This is a genomic window from Sporofaciens sp. SGI.106 (assembly GCF_050314255.1).
In the GTDB taxonomy this organism is placed as follows: domain Bacteria; phylum Bacillota; class Clostridia; order Lachnospirales; family Lachnospiraceae; genus Claveliimonas.
Window position 1 is genome coordinate 43178 of record NZ_JBNPMZ010000004.1, and the last position, 17321, is coordinate 60498.

The 17321-nt window shown below is 43.4% G+C and carries 12 protein-coding genes and 1 other annotated feature; of the genes, 2 read left to right on the plus strand and 10 right to left on the minus strand.

Annotation, left to right across the window (positions count from 1 at the left end):
- Nucleotides 1-2: 2 nt before the first annotated feature.
- From ACQRCC_RS04455 to ACQRCC_RS04475, 5 genes are all read right to left on the minus strand, one after another.
- Nucleotides 3-1253 (minus strand): ammonium transporter, encoded by a 1251-nt coding sequence (locus tag ACQRCC_RS04455; protein ID WP_427849603.1) that lies wholly within the window; start codon nucleotides 1251-1253, stop codon nucleotides 3-5.
- A gap of 98 nt (nucleotides 1254-1351) precedes the next feature.
- On the minus strand, nucleotides 1352-1690 hold the full coding sequence (locus ACQRCC_RS04460; RefSeq protein WP_427849604.1) for a P-II family nitrogen regulator: 339 nt from the start codon (nucleotides 1688-1690) through the stop codon (nucleotides 1352-1354).
- A gap of 194 nt (nucleotides 1691-1884) precedes the next feature.
- Nucleotides 1885-3489 carry a dicarboxylate/amino acid:cation symporter gene (locus tag ACQRCC_RS04465; RefSeq protein WP_427849605.1) on the minus strand — a complete coding sequence of 535 codons (1605 nt, stop codon included), beginning with the start codon at nucleotides 3487-3489 and terminating at the stop codon, nucleotides 1885-1887.
- Nucleotides 3490-3502: 13 nt separating this feature from the next.
- A complete protein-coding gene (gene leuS / locus ACQRCC_RS04470; RefSeq protein WP_427849606.1) occupies nucleotides 3503-5935 on the minus strand; it encodes a leucine--tRNA ligase in 2433 nt (810 codons plus the stop codon).
- Between the two features lie 198 nt (nucleotides 5936-6133).
- Nucleotides 6134-6382 (minus strand) — a binding site (T-box leader).
- A 93-nt stretch (nucleotides 6383-6475) separates the two neighbouring features.
- A complete protein-coding gene (locus ACQRCC_RS04475; RefSeq protein ID WP_427849607.1) occupies nucleotides 6476-7513 on the minus strand; it encodes an Rpn family recombination-promoting nuclease/putative transposase in 1038 nt (345 codons plus the stop codon).
- A 238-nt stretch (nucleotides 7514-7751) separates the two neighbouring features.
- On the opposite strand from ACQRCC_RS04475, the gene ACQRCC_RS04480 reads away from it, so the two are divergent.
- A complete protein-coding gene (locus ACQRCC_RS04480; RefSeq protein WP_427849608.1) occupies nucleotides 7752-8174 on the plus strand; it encodes a hypothetical protein in 423 nt (140 codons plus the stop codon).
- A 140-nt stretch (nucleotides 8175-8314) separates the two neighbouring features.
- Here ACQRCC_RS04480 and ACQRCC_RS04485 read toward each other — a convergent pair whose 3' ends face one another.
- From ACQRCC_RS04485 to ACQRCC_RS04505, 5 genes are all read right to left on the minus strand, one after another.
- Nucleotides 8315-9247 (minus strand): AEC family transporter, encoded by a 933-nt coding sequence (locus tag ACQRCC_RS04485; RefSeq protein WP_427849609.1) that lies wholly within the window; start codon nucleotides 9245-9247, stop codon nucleotides 8315-8317.
- A gap of 6 nt (nucleotides 9248-9253) precedes the next feature.
- Nucleotides 9254-10849: a CvpA family protein gene (locus ACQRCC_RS04490; RefSeq protein WP_427849610.1), complete on the minus strand. Its 1596-nt coding sequence runs from the start codon at nucleotides 10847-10849 to the stop codon at nucleotides 9254-9256.
- Nucleotides 10850-10869: 20 nt separating this feature from the next.
- A complete protein-coding gene (locus ACQRCC_RS04495; RefSeq protein ID WP_427849611.1) occupies nucleotides 10870-12312 on the minus strand; it encodes a TrkH family potassium uptake protein in 1443 nt (480 codons plus the stop codon).
- Between the two features lie 14 nt (nucleotides 12313-12326).
- Nucleotides 12327-13685, minus strand: coding sequence for a Trk system potassium transporter TrkA (trkA, locus tag ACQRCC_RS04500; protein WP_427849612.1), 1359 nt, complete (start codon nucleotides 13683-13685; stop codon nucleotides 12327-12329).
- Nucleotides 13686-13919: 234 nt separating this feature from the next.
- Nucleotides 13920-15995 (minus strand): elongation factor G, encoded by a 2076-nt coding sequence (locus tag ACQRCC_RS04505; RefSeq protein WP_427849613.1) that lies wholly within the window; start codon nucleotides 15993-15995, stop codon nucleotides 13920-13922.
- A gap of 223 nt (nucleotides 15996-16218) precedes the next feature.
- On the opposite strand from ACQRCC_RS04505, the gene ACQRCC_RS04510 reads away from it, so the two are divergent.
- Nucleotides 16219-17313, plus strand: coding sequence for a prephenate dehydrogenase/arogenate dehydrogenase family protein (locus ACQRCC_RS04510; protein WP_427849614.1), 1095 nt, complete (start codon nucleotides 16219-16221; stop codon nucleotides 17311-17313).
- The last annotated feature ends 8 nt before the right edge of the window (nucleotides 17314-17321 follow it).

Below are 17321 nucleotides of genomic sequence, written 5' to 3' on the forward strand. Positions count from 1 at the left end.
TTTTACAATCTAAAGTTGAAATCTGCGTATGCTGTTGAGCCGTGCTCATGAATATCGAGACCTTCGATTTCTTCTTCCTTAGTAACTCTAAGTCCGATGGTCTTATTAATTATTGTGAAGATAATCAATGCCATTACGAATACGTATGCTGCAGTTGCTGCCACACCGATTACCTGTGTTACCAGTGAACAGTCCGGAGAAAATACACCTGTCAGAATTGTTCCTACGGCACCACATACACCGTGAACGCTAATTGCACCTACCGGGTCATCAATTTTTGCCACCTTATCAAAGAACTCTACAGAGAATACAACCAGCACACCTGCAATTGCTCCGATAATGATTGCTGACCAGTTGCTTACGGTATCACATCCTGCTGTAATCGCTACAAGACCTGCCAGAGAACCGTTGAATGTCATGGATACATCCGGTTTTCCGTATCTTACCCAGGTAACGATCAGAGCCATCAAAGTTGCTGCCGCTGCTGCAAGGTTTGTTGTCATTGCAATATCTCCAAGATTTGTTGTTGCTGCAGTTGTAGAACCACAGTTGAATCCAAACCAGCAGAACCAGAGAATGAATACTCCCAGAGCTGCGATCGGAAGGTTATGTCCCGGAATCGCTTTTACTTTACCATCTTTACCAAACTTTCCAATACGTGCTCCAAGGATCTTCGCACCGACTAATGCACAGACACCACCAACCATATGTACTGCTGTTGAACCTGCAAAGTCATGGAAACCAAGCTCAGAGAGCCAGCCGCCACCCCAGATCCAGTGTCCGGATACCGGGTAAATGAAAATACTGATTGCTGCACTGTACGCCAGATAAGCAGCAAATTTGGTTCTCTCTGCCATGGAACCTGATACAATTGTAGCTGCTGTTGCACAGAACACTGTATGGAAAATGATGAACACACCTGCCGGCAGACCGTTGATCATACCCGCTTCATCCGCCAGACTGGTCGGATCAAAAAAGCCCTGAACACCAAGAACTCCATTCCAGTCCGTTCCATGCATAATTGCAAATCCGAATATAAAGAAGAATAAGCTTCCAAGTACAAAATCCATCATATTCTTCATAAGAATATTTCCTGTATTTTTCGCTCTGGTAAATCCAGCCTCACACATGGCAAATCCTGCCTGCATGAAGTATACCAGTACTGCTCCTATCATCGTCCACATAACATTCATTAAGAGACCCGCTGCTTCTGCCGCATCCATTCCGCCTGAAATCAAATCCGCTAATCCCATAATTCTTTCCTCCTGTTTTCTCTATGTTTCGAATACTTAAAAAGGAGATATCTGTAGTGCCCTAATCGGCTCTCTACAGCTATCTCCTTCGATAACTTCTATAATGCATCTGATCCACGCTCACCGGTACGGATTCTGACTGCATCCTCCACCTCATATACGAAAATCTTACCATCTCCGTATGTACCGGTCTGAATCTCCGCTACGACTTTTTCAATGATTTTCTCTGCCGTATCCGGCTCTACAATCGTCTCAACTTTTACTTTCGGGAGAAGATTTACATTGTATTCTGCACCCCTGTAAATTTTTTTGTGACCTTTTTGATTACCATAACCCATAATATTTGTAATCATAAGTCCATTGGCTGAACACTCATCAAGAATTGCTTTCAGTTCTTCCAGCTTTTCCGGCTGAATGATAATTTCCAATTTCTTCATAGTCAAGTCCTCCTTATTCTCTTATCCACCCTGCAAAACCCGTCATCGGCATGCACGGTAACAAAAAAAGGTGCTTTCCGCTTTGGAAAACACCCTTGTTTTGATGTACCTTATTATACTCGTTGACAAATAAATGTCAAAGGAAATTTTACAAAAATTTTATAATTGTAAAAATCGCTGAATTTTCAGCATTTCTACCCATTTGTTTTGGAGAGTACTCCATAGTCCAGCAAGTCCTGCTCATCTGCACGCAGCAATAAATTAATCTGCAGATATGCCATATTCAGTCCGGTTGCAAAGAAATCACATACCACACTCAGTGCCAAAGCAACCGGCAATGCCGTCATGGGGATTCCAAGCTGATTGAACAGCAATGTATAGGCCGCAGCCGTTCCACCGACAACCGGTGCCATTACCATTGGCATAATCGCGCACATCCCTGCAGCTATTACAAACCATACCACAGAACATTCTACCTGATAATACTCTGCCATATTCAGCGAACACAGCAGAAAAATAAATACATGTCCCGGATGACAGAGCGTATTTCCTATGGGAAGCCCAAAGGAAACTATTTTATTATCAATTCCAAGTTTCTTTGTACAATTAACACTATTTGTACCAAATGCAGCCGATGAAGAAGCTGTTGCCAGCGCGATCAGAACAGGCGGAAGCAATTTTTTCCCCAGGACAACCGGTGAAATTTCCTTTTTCCGCCCCACATAAATCAGGTTGAAAATCACGCCCAGAAGCGCCAGCAGGATAGTCCCCACCAGTACCTTCCACGCAGATACGACCGCCATTGCTGTTCCCGACATGATAAGCTGTAGTACTACAAAAAAGCAAAAAACAGGAACAACATCATTCAATCTGTCCAACAGGAACATTCCTATATCTGTCAGTTGCTCGATACCTTTGGTAATCAACTTTGTTCTTTCGCCCATAACCAGAAGTGTCAATCCCAGTGCAACCGCTATGACGATCAGCTGCATGCAGTTTCCTTCCAGAAACGGACTGATAATATTCTTCGGAAGCATATCCATCACCATTCCCACAACGCTGGCGAGCTGTGCTCCTACATTTACTTTTGTTGTAATAATCAGTTTAAAAAATGGTATGGCAAGAATCGTTCCGATTGCCGCATACACAAACTCCTGCTGCAGGAATTTTCCCACCATTCGCTTTCCGATCTTTCCAAAGGAAGCTACATCACCGACACCGCATATTCCCGATACAATGGCCAGAAACACGACAGGAATACCCACCGTCGTCAGCACCCCGAGAAACGCATCATAAATCGGTGTTACAAAATATTCTGTGAGCATTTCATGAACAGATGCCGGCAGCATCTGTGCCAATAATCCAAGGACAACTGCCAGGGCAACCGCTCCCAGCAGAGAAACCATCGGATTCATTTTTTCTTTTTTCGGCTTAAAGGTAATAATATTTTTGCCTTTACTGTAGGAATAGGTCGGCGAAATACCCATGTTCACCAACAGACGGCTGCTCCACTCTCCACACTCCTCTTCCATCCGCTCCAGCGGATTTACAGATTCTCCTGCCAGTACGATGGAGATAAAGGGAGCGCCCAGCCTTTTTCCTGTCAAAAAAGTAAATGGTACCTCGCCATCATAATGTTCCTGCCAGTTCAGAAGAATCTCTTCCACCGTAAGGCGGATGCGCAGTATATTCTTCTTTTCCATATTCAGTGCAGCCAGAAATGACTGCACTTTCTCTGCCACACTGTCAACAGCTGAATCATTCAGCATGTATTCCAGCTTTTCATTCTTAATTTTCAAAATCTTGCCTCTACTATTTCTGTACAATATTAATGATTCTTCCCGGTACGTAGATTTCTTTTACAATGGTTCCGGTCAGTTTATCTGCTACTGCCTCTTTACCTGCTGCCAGTGCATCCTCTTTGGATACATCTGCCGGAAGTGATACAACCGCTCTGGTCTTACCATTGATCTGTACCGCAATCTCGATTTCGTCATCTTTCATTGCTTCCTCATCATAAGTCGGCCATCCTGCAGCAAATACAGTCTCTGTGTGACCCAGCTGCTCCCAGATTTCCTCTGCAATATGAGGAGCAAATGGTGCCAGAAGTACTGCCATAACAGATAAGGTCTCTACATCAATTCCGCCTGCCTTCTTGGCAATCTCTGTCAATTTATTCGTATGCTCCATGAATCCGGAAACAACCGTATTCAGGCTGAAGCTTTCCAGACGGGTGGTTACGTCATAAATCAGTTTATGACGCTCTTTTACCATTTCCTTCGTTGCTTCAATGTTCTTGTCTTTGCTTTCCATTACCATATTCCATACTTTTTTCAGGAATCTGGATACACCGTCAATTCCGCGGTCATCCCACTCTGCATCTAACTCCGGTGGTCCTACAAAAAGCTCATACATTCTCAGAGAATCGCAACCGTAATCTCTTACCAGATCGTCCGGAGATACTACATTTCCTTTAGACTTGCTCATCTTAATTCCGTTCTTTCCGGTAATCATACCCTGATTGAACAGTTTCTGGAAAGGCTCGTCAAAGTCTACTACACCGATATCGTACAGGAATTTGGTGTAGAAACGGGAGTACAAAAGATGCAGAACCGCATGCTCTACTCCACCGATGTACATATCTACCGGCAGCATCTCATCTGCTTTCTCTCTGGATACCAGTTCTTTATCATTGTGATTATCCACATAACGCAGGAAATACCAGGATGAACCTGCCCACTGCGGCATGGTGTTGGTTTCTCTCTTGGCTGGCTTTCCACATACCGGGCATGTGCAGTTTACCCACTCCTCAATTCCGGCAAGCGGAGATTCTCCGGTTCCGGTTGGCTCATAGGACTCTACATCCGGCAGGCGAAGCGGCAATTCTTCTTCCGGTACCGGTACAGCGCCACAATCCGGACAATGTACGATCGGAATTGGTTCTCCCCAGTAACGCTGACGGGAGAATACCCAGTCACGCAGCTTGTAATTTACGGTTGCGCGTCCGATTCCTCTTTCCTCGATAATATGCGGTGCCTCTTTCTTGAGAACCGCTGACTCCATACCATTCCACTCACCGGAATTGATCATAGTTCCATTTGCTTCGGTATAAGCTTCTGTCATATTTTCGATTTCTTTTCCGTCTTTTGCGATTACCTGAATAATCGGAATGCCGAATTTAGTAGCAAATTCAAAGTCACGGTCATCATGAGCAGGCACACACATGATTGCTCCGGTACCGTAATCAGCCAGTACATAGTCAGAGAGCCAGATCGGTGTCTTTTCTCCATTTAACGGATTAATTGCATAGCTTCCTGTAAATACACCGGTCTTTTCCTTATCCTGCATACGGTCTACATTAGACTTCATGGATGCATCGTAGATGTATTTTTCCACTGCTTCTCTTGTCTCATCCGTTGCAAGGCTTGCTGCCAGTGCATGTTCCGGTGCCAGTACCATGAAGGTTGCTCCGTACAGAGTATCCGGTCTTGTAGTATAGACAGTAATCTTCTCATCTCTTCCTTCTACCGGGAAATCTACCTCTGCACCATAGGATTTTCCAATCCAGTCAGCCTGCATCTTCTTAACTTTCTCCGGCCAGTCAAGCTTATCCAGGTCATTCAGCAGACGCTCTGCATATGCTGTGATCTTTAACATCCACTGACGCAGATTCTTCTTGGTAACCTCTGTACCACAGCGCTCACATTTGCCGTTTACAACCTCTTCATTTGCAAGACCTGTCTTACAGGACGGGCACCAGTTGATCGGGAACTCTTTCTCATACGCAAGACCTTCTTTGAACATCTTTACGAAAATCCACTGTGTCCATTTATAGAACTCCGGATCAGTTGTGTTCACTTCCATATCCCAGTCATACAGTGCTGCGATCTCATTAATCTGTCTCTTAATATTAGCCACATTTTCTGCTGTGGATTTTGCCGGATGAACTCCCATCTTAATTGCATAGTTTTCTGCCGGAAGGCCGAATGCATCCCATCCCATCGGATGTACAATATAATATCCCTGCAGTAATTTATATCTGCTCCACACATCAGAGATTACATACCCTCTCCAATGTCCTACGTGAAGTCCGTTTCCGGATGGATACGGGAACATATCCAGACAGTAATACTTCTGTTTCTTATTACCATCTTTGTCCACTTTCGGGTTTACCGGGTTCTTCTCCCAGTTCTCACGCCATTTTTTCTCAATAGCTTTGTGATTATAGACAATCTTCTGTGCCATTTCACTAATCCTCTCTTTCTGATTTCCTGGTACGCTAAGATATACTGCGCAGAACAAAGAGTTCCGCTCGCGGAACTCTCGCGCCTCCGGCGGTCGCTCTGCGACATCTTCAGCTCACGCCGGAGTGCGCATCCCCCGGAGGTTTTTTACTCTATGGAAACGCAGTTGCCTATAGAGTAAAAAAGCCTTTTCAATCTCACAAGAGACGAAAAGGCTAAATTCCGTGGTACCACTCTTCTTCGTCCGGTCATATCCTCATGCACCGAACGCACTCATTGATTCTGTAACGGGAACTCCCGCTTCTGCCTATCCTGCCTGACTACCATCGTCATACCCTTCAACAGAAGAACTCCGAGGCGAGTTCAAAGCTTCCGCCTCCTGCCTCGCACCATCCGGCAGTTCTCTGACAGGCTTCCATCTCCTACTAATCCTCTTCTTCGTTTTTGTCATATCTTCAACTATTATAAGAAGAATGTTAAAATAAGTCAAGTCCCAGTTTAACATTCTTCCATCTTGGGAAAGCTACGAAATCATCGAGTCTTACTCAACCGCAGAATCCTTTTCAGACCATTTTTCCATCTTCTCAAGGAAAGTCTCCAGAGATAATTCTGCTTCCCGGGCACCCTGAGACTCTGTAAGAATTCCCTTTTTCACAAGGCTGAATAAAGTGTCAAGTTTTCCTTCCGCTCTTCCTTCTGCTATTCCTTCCGCTCTTCCTTCTGCTATTCCTTTCGCTATTCCTTCCGCTATTCCTTTCGCTCTTCCCTCTGCTAATCCTTCCGCTATACTTTTGGCTTTAATCTCTCGCCACGCTTCACACATATTTACCGCCTCCCCTCCTTCAGGTATCATAATTTCTGTTCCCAGGCATTCATTCAACAGATGGGCAGTCTCCAAGCTGATAATTTTGAATTTCTCTTCTTTTGTAGCTGCAGCGAATTTTTCCATATCGTCTGCTACTGAAATATATTTCATAACCTTTCCAAAATCAGTTGCAAACCTGGAAAAATCTTCTTCCCGGATTTCTTTTGGAATAATCAGATTCACTTTATAATCAGCTGTATATCGGAGGATATGTTCATCCACATCACCGAACATTTCTTTCAGATTTCTGGGAGCATCCCACTCCTCTGTCCCAAAGTAAATCACTAATGTAATAACAGGTTTTAATTTATCTTTCTTTGAAAATCCGGATAAATATTCATCTCCACTCACATCTTTATCTTTCTTATGCTGTCTTGCTTGTTCGGATACCTGCTGTCCATAATTCAAAGCATCATATAGCATGTTTCTCACAGGCATTGCATAATGTATATTCGTCTGATTCTCAATTCCAAGAATAAGATAATACACCTTATCATCTTGCATAACTACACACTGCTTCAGTACGTCCCTTACTTTTTGAACAATATCATTCTCCTTCTCCTGAAAAACAAGACCAATTTCTGTTGGATCTAAAGCCTTTAACTTTTCTGTTTGTATTACCCTCCTTCCGTTAAATATAAAAAAATTGAATGCATCCGCAAAATGTTCCCGATTTGACATGTAATTCTTGGTTATTGTATCTTTTTTCCCCATAGATTCCTCACTTTTCTATGTTCTCAGAATTAATGGTTACTTCATATATCACAATATTTACATGTAACTTTGTAAATTTAGCACCTCTTACATTATAATAAGCATTTTATGATTTATTGTCAACCAACTCAAAAAACTATAATTTTCCACTTTACGGTTGTTTCTCATTCCGAATTCATGTATAATTAGGACATAAGAAAATACGTATGTTAAATACATAGAAAAAGGAGTGTTTCCCATGGTAAATTTATTGACAGGCCCTAAAGGCAGCGGCAAGACACAGCAGATGATTGAGTTGGCCAATCAGCAGGCTAAAGCTTGTAATGGAAACGTAGTATTTATTAAAAACAGCCATCGAGATACAAGGAGCGTAGCATTCGATATTCGTGTCGTTTGTATGGATGATTATCCGGCAATCACAAACATTGATGAGTATATCGGATTTTTATATGGTATGTACAGTGCAAACCACGACGTAGAGTGCGTATTCATCGACGGAATTTTAAAGCATGCTAACGTTGATCTTGAAAGCATGCCAAGATTCGTAGAGAGACTGAAAAAGATTTCTGCACAGTGCGGCATTAACTTCTACGTAAGCATCAGCGCAAGCAAGGATGATCTGAAAGATGTAGACTTTACAGACTGCTCTGTTCTGAACTAAGATAGAGAATGAAAAACTGAATAAGACGAATACATATAAAAATAAAATGGGGATGGCAAAATAGCGGCCATCCCTTTTTACGTGTAATATTTACTTTTTCAAGATATGATTTGATAATAGTTCCATGTTTTCTTTATTTTTTATATCAGACTTTCAAATATATACACCATTACAGGCATGGTAACGATGCAGAACAACACCGACATGACATTGATAATGCTTGCATATCGGGAATCTTTGCCGTGAATCTGGGAAAGCTGAGTTACCATCACCGCCACAGGCGCACTGGATGCAAGCAGCGACACCAAAAGGATATACTCCGCATCCGGGTGAACCTTTACGATTCCGGATAATCCATATACCAGTGTCGTAATCAGCGGAAATACGATCAGCCGCATAACACAGATAAGATAAGGACGTTTCCGGGCAAATACCAATTTCAGGTCCAGGTTTCCAATCAGCATACCGACAACCAGCATGCTTAAAGGGCCTATAGTACTGCCGAATCCACTGATACAGGCATCCAGCGGTACCGGAAGTCGAATCCCTGTTGCGAACAATATCAGGCCCACTCCGATGGCGATCACATTCGGGTTCAGGAAGATTTTCTTATAGTCTATCTCCGCATCTCCGCTCAGGATTATTTGTCCGTGGGTCCAGATCATAACAGTCTGTACCATCATATATGCTGCGGTGTAGAATACCCACTCCGGTCCCAGGACTGCCGTCACCAGTGGCACAATCAGATTACCGCAGTTGGGATATGCAATGGATGCGTGTTCTATTCCATTCAGATTCAGCGGCTTTACCAGAAGTTTCGTACCGCCGATCAATATAATATGTGAAAATACTGCCGCTGCCACGGCTAACGCAAGCCCTGCAAGCTTTTCCTGTGTAAAATCAATCTGAAATGCATCAATGACCACACAGGGGGAACAGATATAGGCAACCACCCAGGAAATAATCCTGCTGTCTTCCTCTTTTAGTTTTCCTGTTTTTACAATGATAAATCCTATCATTCCCATGAAGAACAGACCCATGATCTGTTTTGTCAGTAAAATACTTAATTCCATCTTTCGCTATTTCAGAGACATCACCGTATTTGCCTTCTCATCTTCCTTATATTCTATCGTCACTTCATCTCCGACCTCATACCGGATTACGTCAATGTAATCCACCACGGATACATCAAATATATCATCGGATCCCTCTACCATCAGATAATAGTGGGAATTGCCGTCAATGACTCCCTGGGCAATCTTCGTGATCTTTCCGGTGATCTTCTGCACTTCACGGGTATCCTCTGCTATTTCCTTCAAACCATTGCTCAGAAGCAGAGAGAGATAATTCTCCTCACACTGACTTACACTGTCGCCGATTGCAACAATCTGATATTTCTGGACGTTGACCATCGCATATTTCTTTACCAGACCCGCATCATCCTTCAGAGCAATAAAATAGGTCGGCTCATCGGAAATATTAAGAAGCAGCGGGAAGGTTGCATGATACTTCAGGTTCTGTACCTGACCCTCCGCAGATGCCATGGCTGCTGCCTCTGTGGCGCCCTCCACTTTATAATACTTTGTCTCCATGGTTCGCTGATTGGAAAGAACAAATCCTACATTGGACTGGTCTCCATTTACCGAAGTAACACCGGTGTACATCCATACATCATCATCCAGAGCCAGATAATTATATCCGTCCGTCGTCTCCAGACAATCCTTCTGTCCGAGAACACTGTTCAGGAAACCATGCTTTAAGGTGCCGTAGTAGTCGAACAGCTGCACCAGAAGATCTGCAGAATAAGCCCGGTCAATCCACTGAGGAACATCTTTAATGGCATAATCCTCCATCTCTCCGGTAATGGCATTGCAAAGCACCACTCTTCCAACTGTCTCACCACCGAACAGACCGATATTAAATTTCTTAACCGGTGCAACCCAGTAAGGTACACCATCCTCATCAATCTCAAAGCTCAACGTACCATAAATATAAGTCGGATGCGCAAACCGCAGATGACGGTATATGTTACGGTTAAAATATTCACTGGTGGAATAACGGATTCCCTGATCCAGCTTTACAAGCTCCGTATTCTGATTTGCCATATCGATTCGGATATAAGCTGGAATACCGTTGGCCTGATTCGTAATCCATTTAATCGTACTTGCATACCGAAGCGGAGATACCCTCACCGGTCTTCCCTGATAATTAATCTGGGTATAAATATCATCTGCTTCAAACTGGGAAACCATATCGACCATGCTTCCCATCTTCCTGTCTCCGAGAATCGCTGCAGAGTCTTTATCCAGAAGCGGTATCTGGTCAAAAGAAATCTCCTGTACATCCTCTGTAAATTCTCCCTCTTCCACCTTCATCAGCTTCTGATACTGTCTGGCATTAATGATCGGAGAAGAAAGTAGTGAACCAACCAGATAGATGACTCCGAGTCCCAGGATTACGAATCCCAGACTCTTTACTATTTTCGATTGCTTAATTTCTTCTTTTCTGAACTTTTTACGGAATATAATAATAAACAGCAGTATAATCAGCAAGAATATGATAAAAAACCATGTGTCCGACGAATGTAAATTAAATGCCGGAAGAGAAATGTAATAATAAATCCCTGCAATAATCACTACTAACACTGCAATCAGCAGCTTTTTTGACGTTTTCACAATGTCATCCTCCCTTCATATTAAAACTTCCTTCTGTCAGCAATGGAAAACAGCATCAGGAACGGGAATATTTCCAGTCTGCCTGCCAGCATATCCAGACAGAATACAATCTTGGAAAGCGGTGAAAAATCACTGAAGCTTCCCGTCGGCCCTACTGCTCCCACTCCGGGTCCGATATTGTTCAAAGTCGCAATAACAGAACTGAAAGTAGTTGCAAAATCAAAATTATCAATGGATACAATTAAAACTGAGGATATCATCAGCACCACATATGCCATCAGATAGATATATACATTGTGGACTGTTTCCTCTCCAAGCTTTCTTCCGTTTATTCTTACTACATTCACGGATTTAGGCTGCAGCATCCTCTTTACTTCCTTTCGGATACTCTTAAGCACGATCAGCATTCTGGAAACCTTAATTCCACCTCCCGTGGAGGAAGCACAGGCACCAATGATCATGATAGAAAGAAGAATGCATTTGGAAAACTCCGGCCAGAGATTAAAATCTGCCGTCGCATATCCCGTTGTCGTGATAATTGATCCCACCTGAAATGCCGCATAACGGAACGCCTTAAGTGGTGATTCATAAATCTGAGCAATATTACAGGTAATCACCAAGATAGCACTACCGATGATACCAAGGTATGCCCACAGCTCTTCATTTTTATAAAAACTCTTCCACTCTCCCAAGAGCAAGAAGAAATACAGGTTAAAATTAATACCAAACAAAATCATAAAGATGGTAATAACAGCATCGATGTAAGCACTGTCAAAATGTCCGACGCTGGCCGCATAATTGGAAAATCCTCCTGTACCTGCTGTGCCAAAGGCATGAATCAGACTGTCAAAAAGATTCATTCCGCCCAAAAGAAGAAGTATCACTTCAACCATGGTTAATACAAAATACATCCCGTACAAAAGCTGAGCTGTAGAACGGGTCTTTGGAAGCAGCTTATCTTTCTCAGGTCCCGGAACCTCCGCGCGCATCAGATGCATGGAATTGTTCTTATCCAGCGTCGTAAGCACCATTACAAATACCAGCACTCCCATACCGCCTACCCAGTGGGTGAAACTTCTCCAGAACAGCATACACTGTGACAAAGATTCAATATCTGTTAAAATCGAAGAACCCGTCGTGGTAAATCCCGATACCGTCTCGAAAAATGCATCCAGGTAACTCGGGATCTCACCGGACAGGAAGAATGGCAGTGCGCCAAACATTGACCATAATATCCACGCTGCTGCAACGACTACGAAACCTTCTTTCGCATAAATCGTGGTTACTTCTGGTTTCTTTCTTCCAAATATAAAATAGAGAGCCACCAAAATGGCTGCTGTAATCAGGAAAGTCACTGCACTGGACTCTTTATAAAGCGCTCCGACAAAAGCCGGAAGCAGAAGCAGTACCGCTTCCGCCCCTAACATTTTGCCCAGAATATACATAATCATTTTTCTGTTCATGTCAGATCCCCTCATTACAAAAGTATATCTCTCAGGCTGTTAATCTTACGGCCCATAGTGACAACCACTACACTGTCGCCTACTTCCATATGATCCTCTCCGCCCGGGATAATGATTCCGCCCTTACGTCCAATGCAGGCAATCAGATTATTTCTCATAATCTTCAGATCTTTTAACGGAACATTTGTATACTCACTTTCTTTATGAATAATAAATTCCAAGGCTTCCACTCTGTCATTTACCAGACGGTACATGGTTTCAATATTGGCACTTTCCACAGACTGCTGGCGTGCCCTTACATAACTTAGGATTGCATCAGCAGTTGCACTCTTGGCAGACACAATACTGTCAATTCCAAGTCCCTCCACCATCTGAGCTCTGGAATCCTCATTCACCTTTGCAATGATCTTCGGCACATTCTTTATCTTGGCAAATAATGCCATAATAATATTCTCTTCATCCATACCGGTCAGGGCAACCAGCGCATCGGCGCGCTCTATTCCTTCTTCAATCAGAAGGTCATGATCGGTTGCATCACCGTGAATGATGGTCGCATCCGGAAGCATCTCACAGAGGTTCTCACATTTTTCGTAATTCTGCTCAATAATCTTTACACGCATTCCGGTCTTGATAAGCTGGCTTCCCAGATAGAAACTGACTCTTCCTCCGCCGCAGATGATTACATTTTTAATCTTATTAGTTCTCTTTCCGAGAGCAGCAAAGAATGCCTCCAGGTCCTTATGTGCGGCTGCGATATGAAGCTTATCGCCGGAATGCAGAACAAATTCACCATCCGGAATAAATACATCGTTTCCTCTTTTGATCGCGCACACCAGAATTTTAATCTGGAACTTCCGATAGACCTCTGCCAGTGTCAGTCCATCCAGACGGCTGTTTTCACGAACTGGAAACTCAACCAGTTCAACCCTTCCTTTCACGAAAGTCTCCACCTTACTCGTATCCGGGAAAAGAAGCACTCTGGCAATCTCATTGGAAAGTGTAAATTCCGGATTAACCGCCATACTCAGACGCAGATCCTCCTTCAGAAGATCCATCTGTTTGTAATACACCGGATTTCTTACCCGGGCAATGGTATGCTTCGCGCCCAGCCTTTTTGCCAGAAGACAGCTTAACATATTGAGCTCATCCGTAGACGCACATGCAATGACCAGATCCGCATGCGGTACATCTGCCTGTCTCTGGATATCTGCATTTGCCCCGTCTCCCGTTATGCAGAAAATGTCCAGACGATTCAGAGCTTCCTTAAGCTTTCCTTCATTTTGATCAATCAGCACCACATCATATCCTTCGTCCGACAACTGGGCAGTCAGCTTGTGCCCTACTTTGCCGTCACCAATAATTACTATTTTCACTTTATTATCCTCTTCGAATTCATTTTTTGTCTAAGTATATGGATTATAGCACTTTTATATCGGAACTTCAATACTATTACACCCGATGGCAGGCAGTAAAATCGCCACTAAAAAATGGTCCACTGAACCTTTTTGGCGTATGCATGGCAGCAAAAACGGGATGTGCATTGTTCTGCACATCCCGTATTATACTTTATGTTTTTACTTTATAATCCATACGGATTGCCGCACACCTTATTCTTCAGCTGCACGCTTTGCAATCTCTGCTTCCTGTACATCGGAAGGAGCCTGCTCATAACGTGCAAATTCATATGAATAAGTACCTCTTCCTCCTGTCATGGAACGAAGAGTTGTACAATATCCGAACATACCTGTCATCGGCACATCTGCCTCAATCACCTGGTATCCTCCGCTGATCGGGTTCATACCAAGCACACGGCCGCGGCGCTTGTTCAGATCACCCATAACATCTCCGGTATAATCATCCGGAACCGTAACCTTAACAGAAGCGATTGGTTCTAAGAGAACCGGAGCAGCCTCCATGAATCCCTTCTTAAATGCCTGGATAGTAGCTGTCTTGAACGCCATTTCAGAAGAATCTACCGGATGGTAGGATCCATCATACAGTGTTGCCTTCACACCAACAACCGGGTATCCTGCCAGAGGTCCCTTCAGAACGGATTCCTGCAGACCCTTCTCTACTGCCGGGAAGTAATTCTTCGGTACTGCACCGCCGACTACACATTCCTCGAATACATAAGGTGTCTCCATATCTCCGGATGGTTCGAATCTCATCTTTACATGTCCATACTGTCCATGTCCGCCGGACTGTTTCTTATACTTGGTATCCACATCTGAATTCTTCTTGATGGTCTCACGGAAAGCAACCTTCGGAGTCTCCAGATTGATCTCACATTTATATCTTGCAGACAGTTTGCTTGCAATAATTTCCAGATGCTGGTCACCCATTCCATAAATCAGTGTCTGACGGTTCTCACTGTCATTCACTACCTTAATGGTCACGTCCTCAGCCATCATTTTCTGCAGAGCCTGGGATACTTTATCTTCATCCCCTTTATTCTTGCAGGTATACTTCATATATGTATACGGTTTGGAGTATTCGGTCTTTCCGTAAAGAACCTGTGTACTCTTAGTAGAAAGAGTATCTCCGGTCTTCGTATTGGAAAGCTTTGCAATGGCACCGATATCTCCGGCAAACATCTCGCTTACCTCTACCGGTTTATTACCCATCATGGTGTAAATCTTTCCAAGTTTCTCTTCTGTCTCAGTACCTGCATTATATAACACATCATCACCCTTCAATACACCGGAGCAAACTTTAATAAAGGAATATTTTCCGATGAACGGGTCAACCATGGTCTTAAATACATATGCACTCTTCGCAGATGCAAAGTTATAATTTGCCTCAAAAATCTCGTTGGTTGTACGGTTGATACCTGCGCATTCTCTCCAATCCGGACTTGGGAAAAATCTTACAATATCAGAAAGAAGGTTTGCAACACCCTGTGCCTGAATATTGGAACCCATAGCAACCGGTACGATACTTCCTTCCATAACCTCTGTACGCATTGCTGCACGGATCTCTTCTACAGAGAATTCTTCACCTGCAAAATAACGCTCCATATATTCATCACTGATCTCCGCAACTGCCTCTAACAGTTTCTCACGGTAAATCTCAAGATTCGGCTTACAATAATCCGGAATCTCACACTCTTCTCTCTGTCCGATACCGGTATATCTTCTTCCTGCATTCTTAATTACGTTTACGTATCCTACCAGTTTCTCATTCTCACGAATCGGCTGGAAATGCGGTGCGATCAGTTTTCCGTAGCGGTCTGTCAACTGCTGAACAACCTCACGGAAGCTTGCATCATCCACATCCATCTCTGTTACATAGACCATACGCGGCAGGTTATATTTATCGCACAGTTCCCATGCTTTTTCCGTTCCTACTTCTACACCTGCTTTACCGGATACAACGATAACCGCTGCATCTGCTGCGCTGACTGCCTCTTCCACTTCTCCGACGAAATCAAAGTATCCTGGAGTATCCAGAATATTGATCTTCGCTTTTTCCCATTCAATCGGCACTAATGTTGTACTGGTTGAAAATCCGCGTTTCTGTTCCTCTTTATCAAAATCACTGATTGTGTTGCCGTCTGCAACCTTACCCATACGATTTGTAGCGCCTGAAACATAAGCCATGGCTTCCGCAAGACTGGTTTTTCCGCATCCTCCATGTCCTAACAGGACAACGTTCCTGATTTCGTCCGTTCTGTAAACCTTCATAGCTGCTGCCTCCTTGTTTTCGTAAAATCTCATGTGTACATTGTACTAAATAAAATAACTATTTACAACTCTTTTATGCATATTTTACAATTTTCCAAAAAGATATTTGTTTTACTTTTTCACTTTAAAGCGCTATAGCGTTGACAAATCTATATTTATAGTAGTACAATAACTCAAATAGCGTTCTTAAATGCTCTACTTATTTATGAAAGGACTACACATTATGAAACTGAAGATCGGATTTATCGGTCTGGGACTCATCGGCGGATCTATCGCAAAAGCCATCCGCCAGTACTATCCGGACTGTCAGCTTGTCGCTTTTGACAAGAATAAAGAAACACTTGCACTTGCAACACTGGAATCCTGCGTTGATGTAGCCGTTGCCTCCATAGACGAGAATTTCCGGAACTGCCGCTACATCTTCCTGTGCGCACCGGTATCCTGCAATACTGCTTATTTAAAACAACTGAAAGAATATCTGCAGGAAGGATGTATACTGACAGATGTAGGAAGCGTCAAGACCAACATTCATCAGGAAGTCAAAAAGCTGGATATGGAGGAATTTTTTATTGGCGGACACCCCATGGCAGGTTCTGAGAAAAGCGGATATCCCAATTCCAGAGCGATGATCATTGAAAATGCATACTATATTCTCACTCCTACGCCCAGGGTATCGGAACAGGAAATACAGGCATTTTCTTCCTTTATCGAGAGCCTGAAGGCACTTCCCGTTATTCTGGATTACGAAGAACATGACCGGATTACCGGAACCATCAGCCATCTCCCCCACATCATCGCTTCCACACTTGTCAATTATGTCAAGGACAGTGACACCCGAGATGAACTGATGAAGCAGCTCGCCGCCGGAGGATTCAAGGATATTACAAGAATTGCCTCCTCCTCTCCGACCATGTGGCAGCATATTTGCCTGAAAAACCGGGAGAATATTTCTGATATTCTCTCCCAGTATATTGGCGCATTGAATCATGCAAAAGAGATTATCGATAACGGGGATGAGCAAGGCATCTACAATCTTTTTGACAGCTCACGGAATTACCGGAACTCCATCCCGGACAGCTCCGCCGGACCGATCAAAAAGGTCTTTGCCGTCTACTGTGATATCATTGATGAAGCCGGAGGAATCGCTACTATTGCTACCATCCTGGCATCCAACAATATTAATATTAAAAATATCGGTATTATTCATAACCGGGAATTTGAAGAGGGTGTTCTGAGAATTGAATTCTATGAAGAAGCTTCCTCCACAAAAGCTGCAGAACTTCTGCAGAAATACCGCTACATTGTATATGAAAGATAATATCGGTG

Excerpts from the sequence above, each read along its gene's own strand:
- ACQRCC_RS04455 (WP_427849603.1), bottom strand. The coding sequence starts at position 1,253 with ATGGGATTAGCGGATTTGATTTCAGGCGGAATGGATGCGGCAGAAGCA.
- ACQRCC_RS04460 (WP_427849604.1), bottom strand. The coding sequence starts at position 1,690 with ATGAAGAAATTGGAAATTATCATTCAGCCGGAAAAGCTGGAAGAACTG.
- leuS (WP_427849606.1), bottom strand. The coding sequence starts at position 5,935 with ATGGCACAGAAGATTGTCTATAATCACAAAGCTATTGAGAAAAAATGG.
- ACQRCC_RS04475 (WP_427849607.1), bottom strand. The coding sequence starts at position 7,513 with ATGGGGAAAAAAGATACAATAACCAAGAATTACATGTCAAATCGGGAA.
- ACQRCC_RS04480 (WP_427849608.1), top strand. The coding sequence starts at position 7,752 with ATGGTAAATTTATTGACAGGCCCTAAAGGCAGCGGCAAGACACAGCAG.
- ACQRCC_RS04485 (WP_427849609.1), bottom strand. The coding sequence starts at position 9,247 with ATGGAATTAAGTATTTTACTGACAAAACAGATCATGGGTCTGTTCTTC.
- ACQRCC_RS04495 (WP_427849611.1), bottom strand. The coding sequence starts at position 12,312 with ATGAACAGAAAAATGATTATGTATATTCTGGGCAAAATGTTAGGGGCG.
- ACQRCC_RS04505 (WP_427849613.1), bottom strand. The coding sequence starts at position 15,995 with ATGAAGGTTTACAGAACGGACGAAATCAGGAACGTTGTCCTGTTAGGA.
- ACQRCC_RS04510 (WP_427849614.1), top strand. The coding sequence starts at position 16,219 with ATGAAACTGAAGATCGGATTTATCGGTCTGGGACTCATCGGCGGATCT.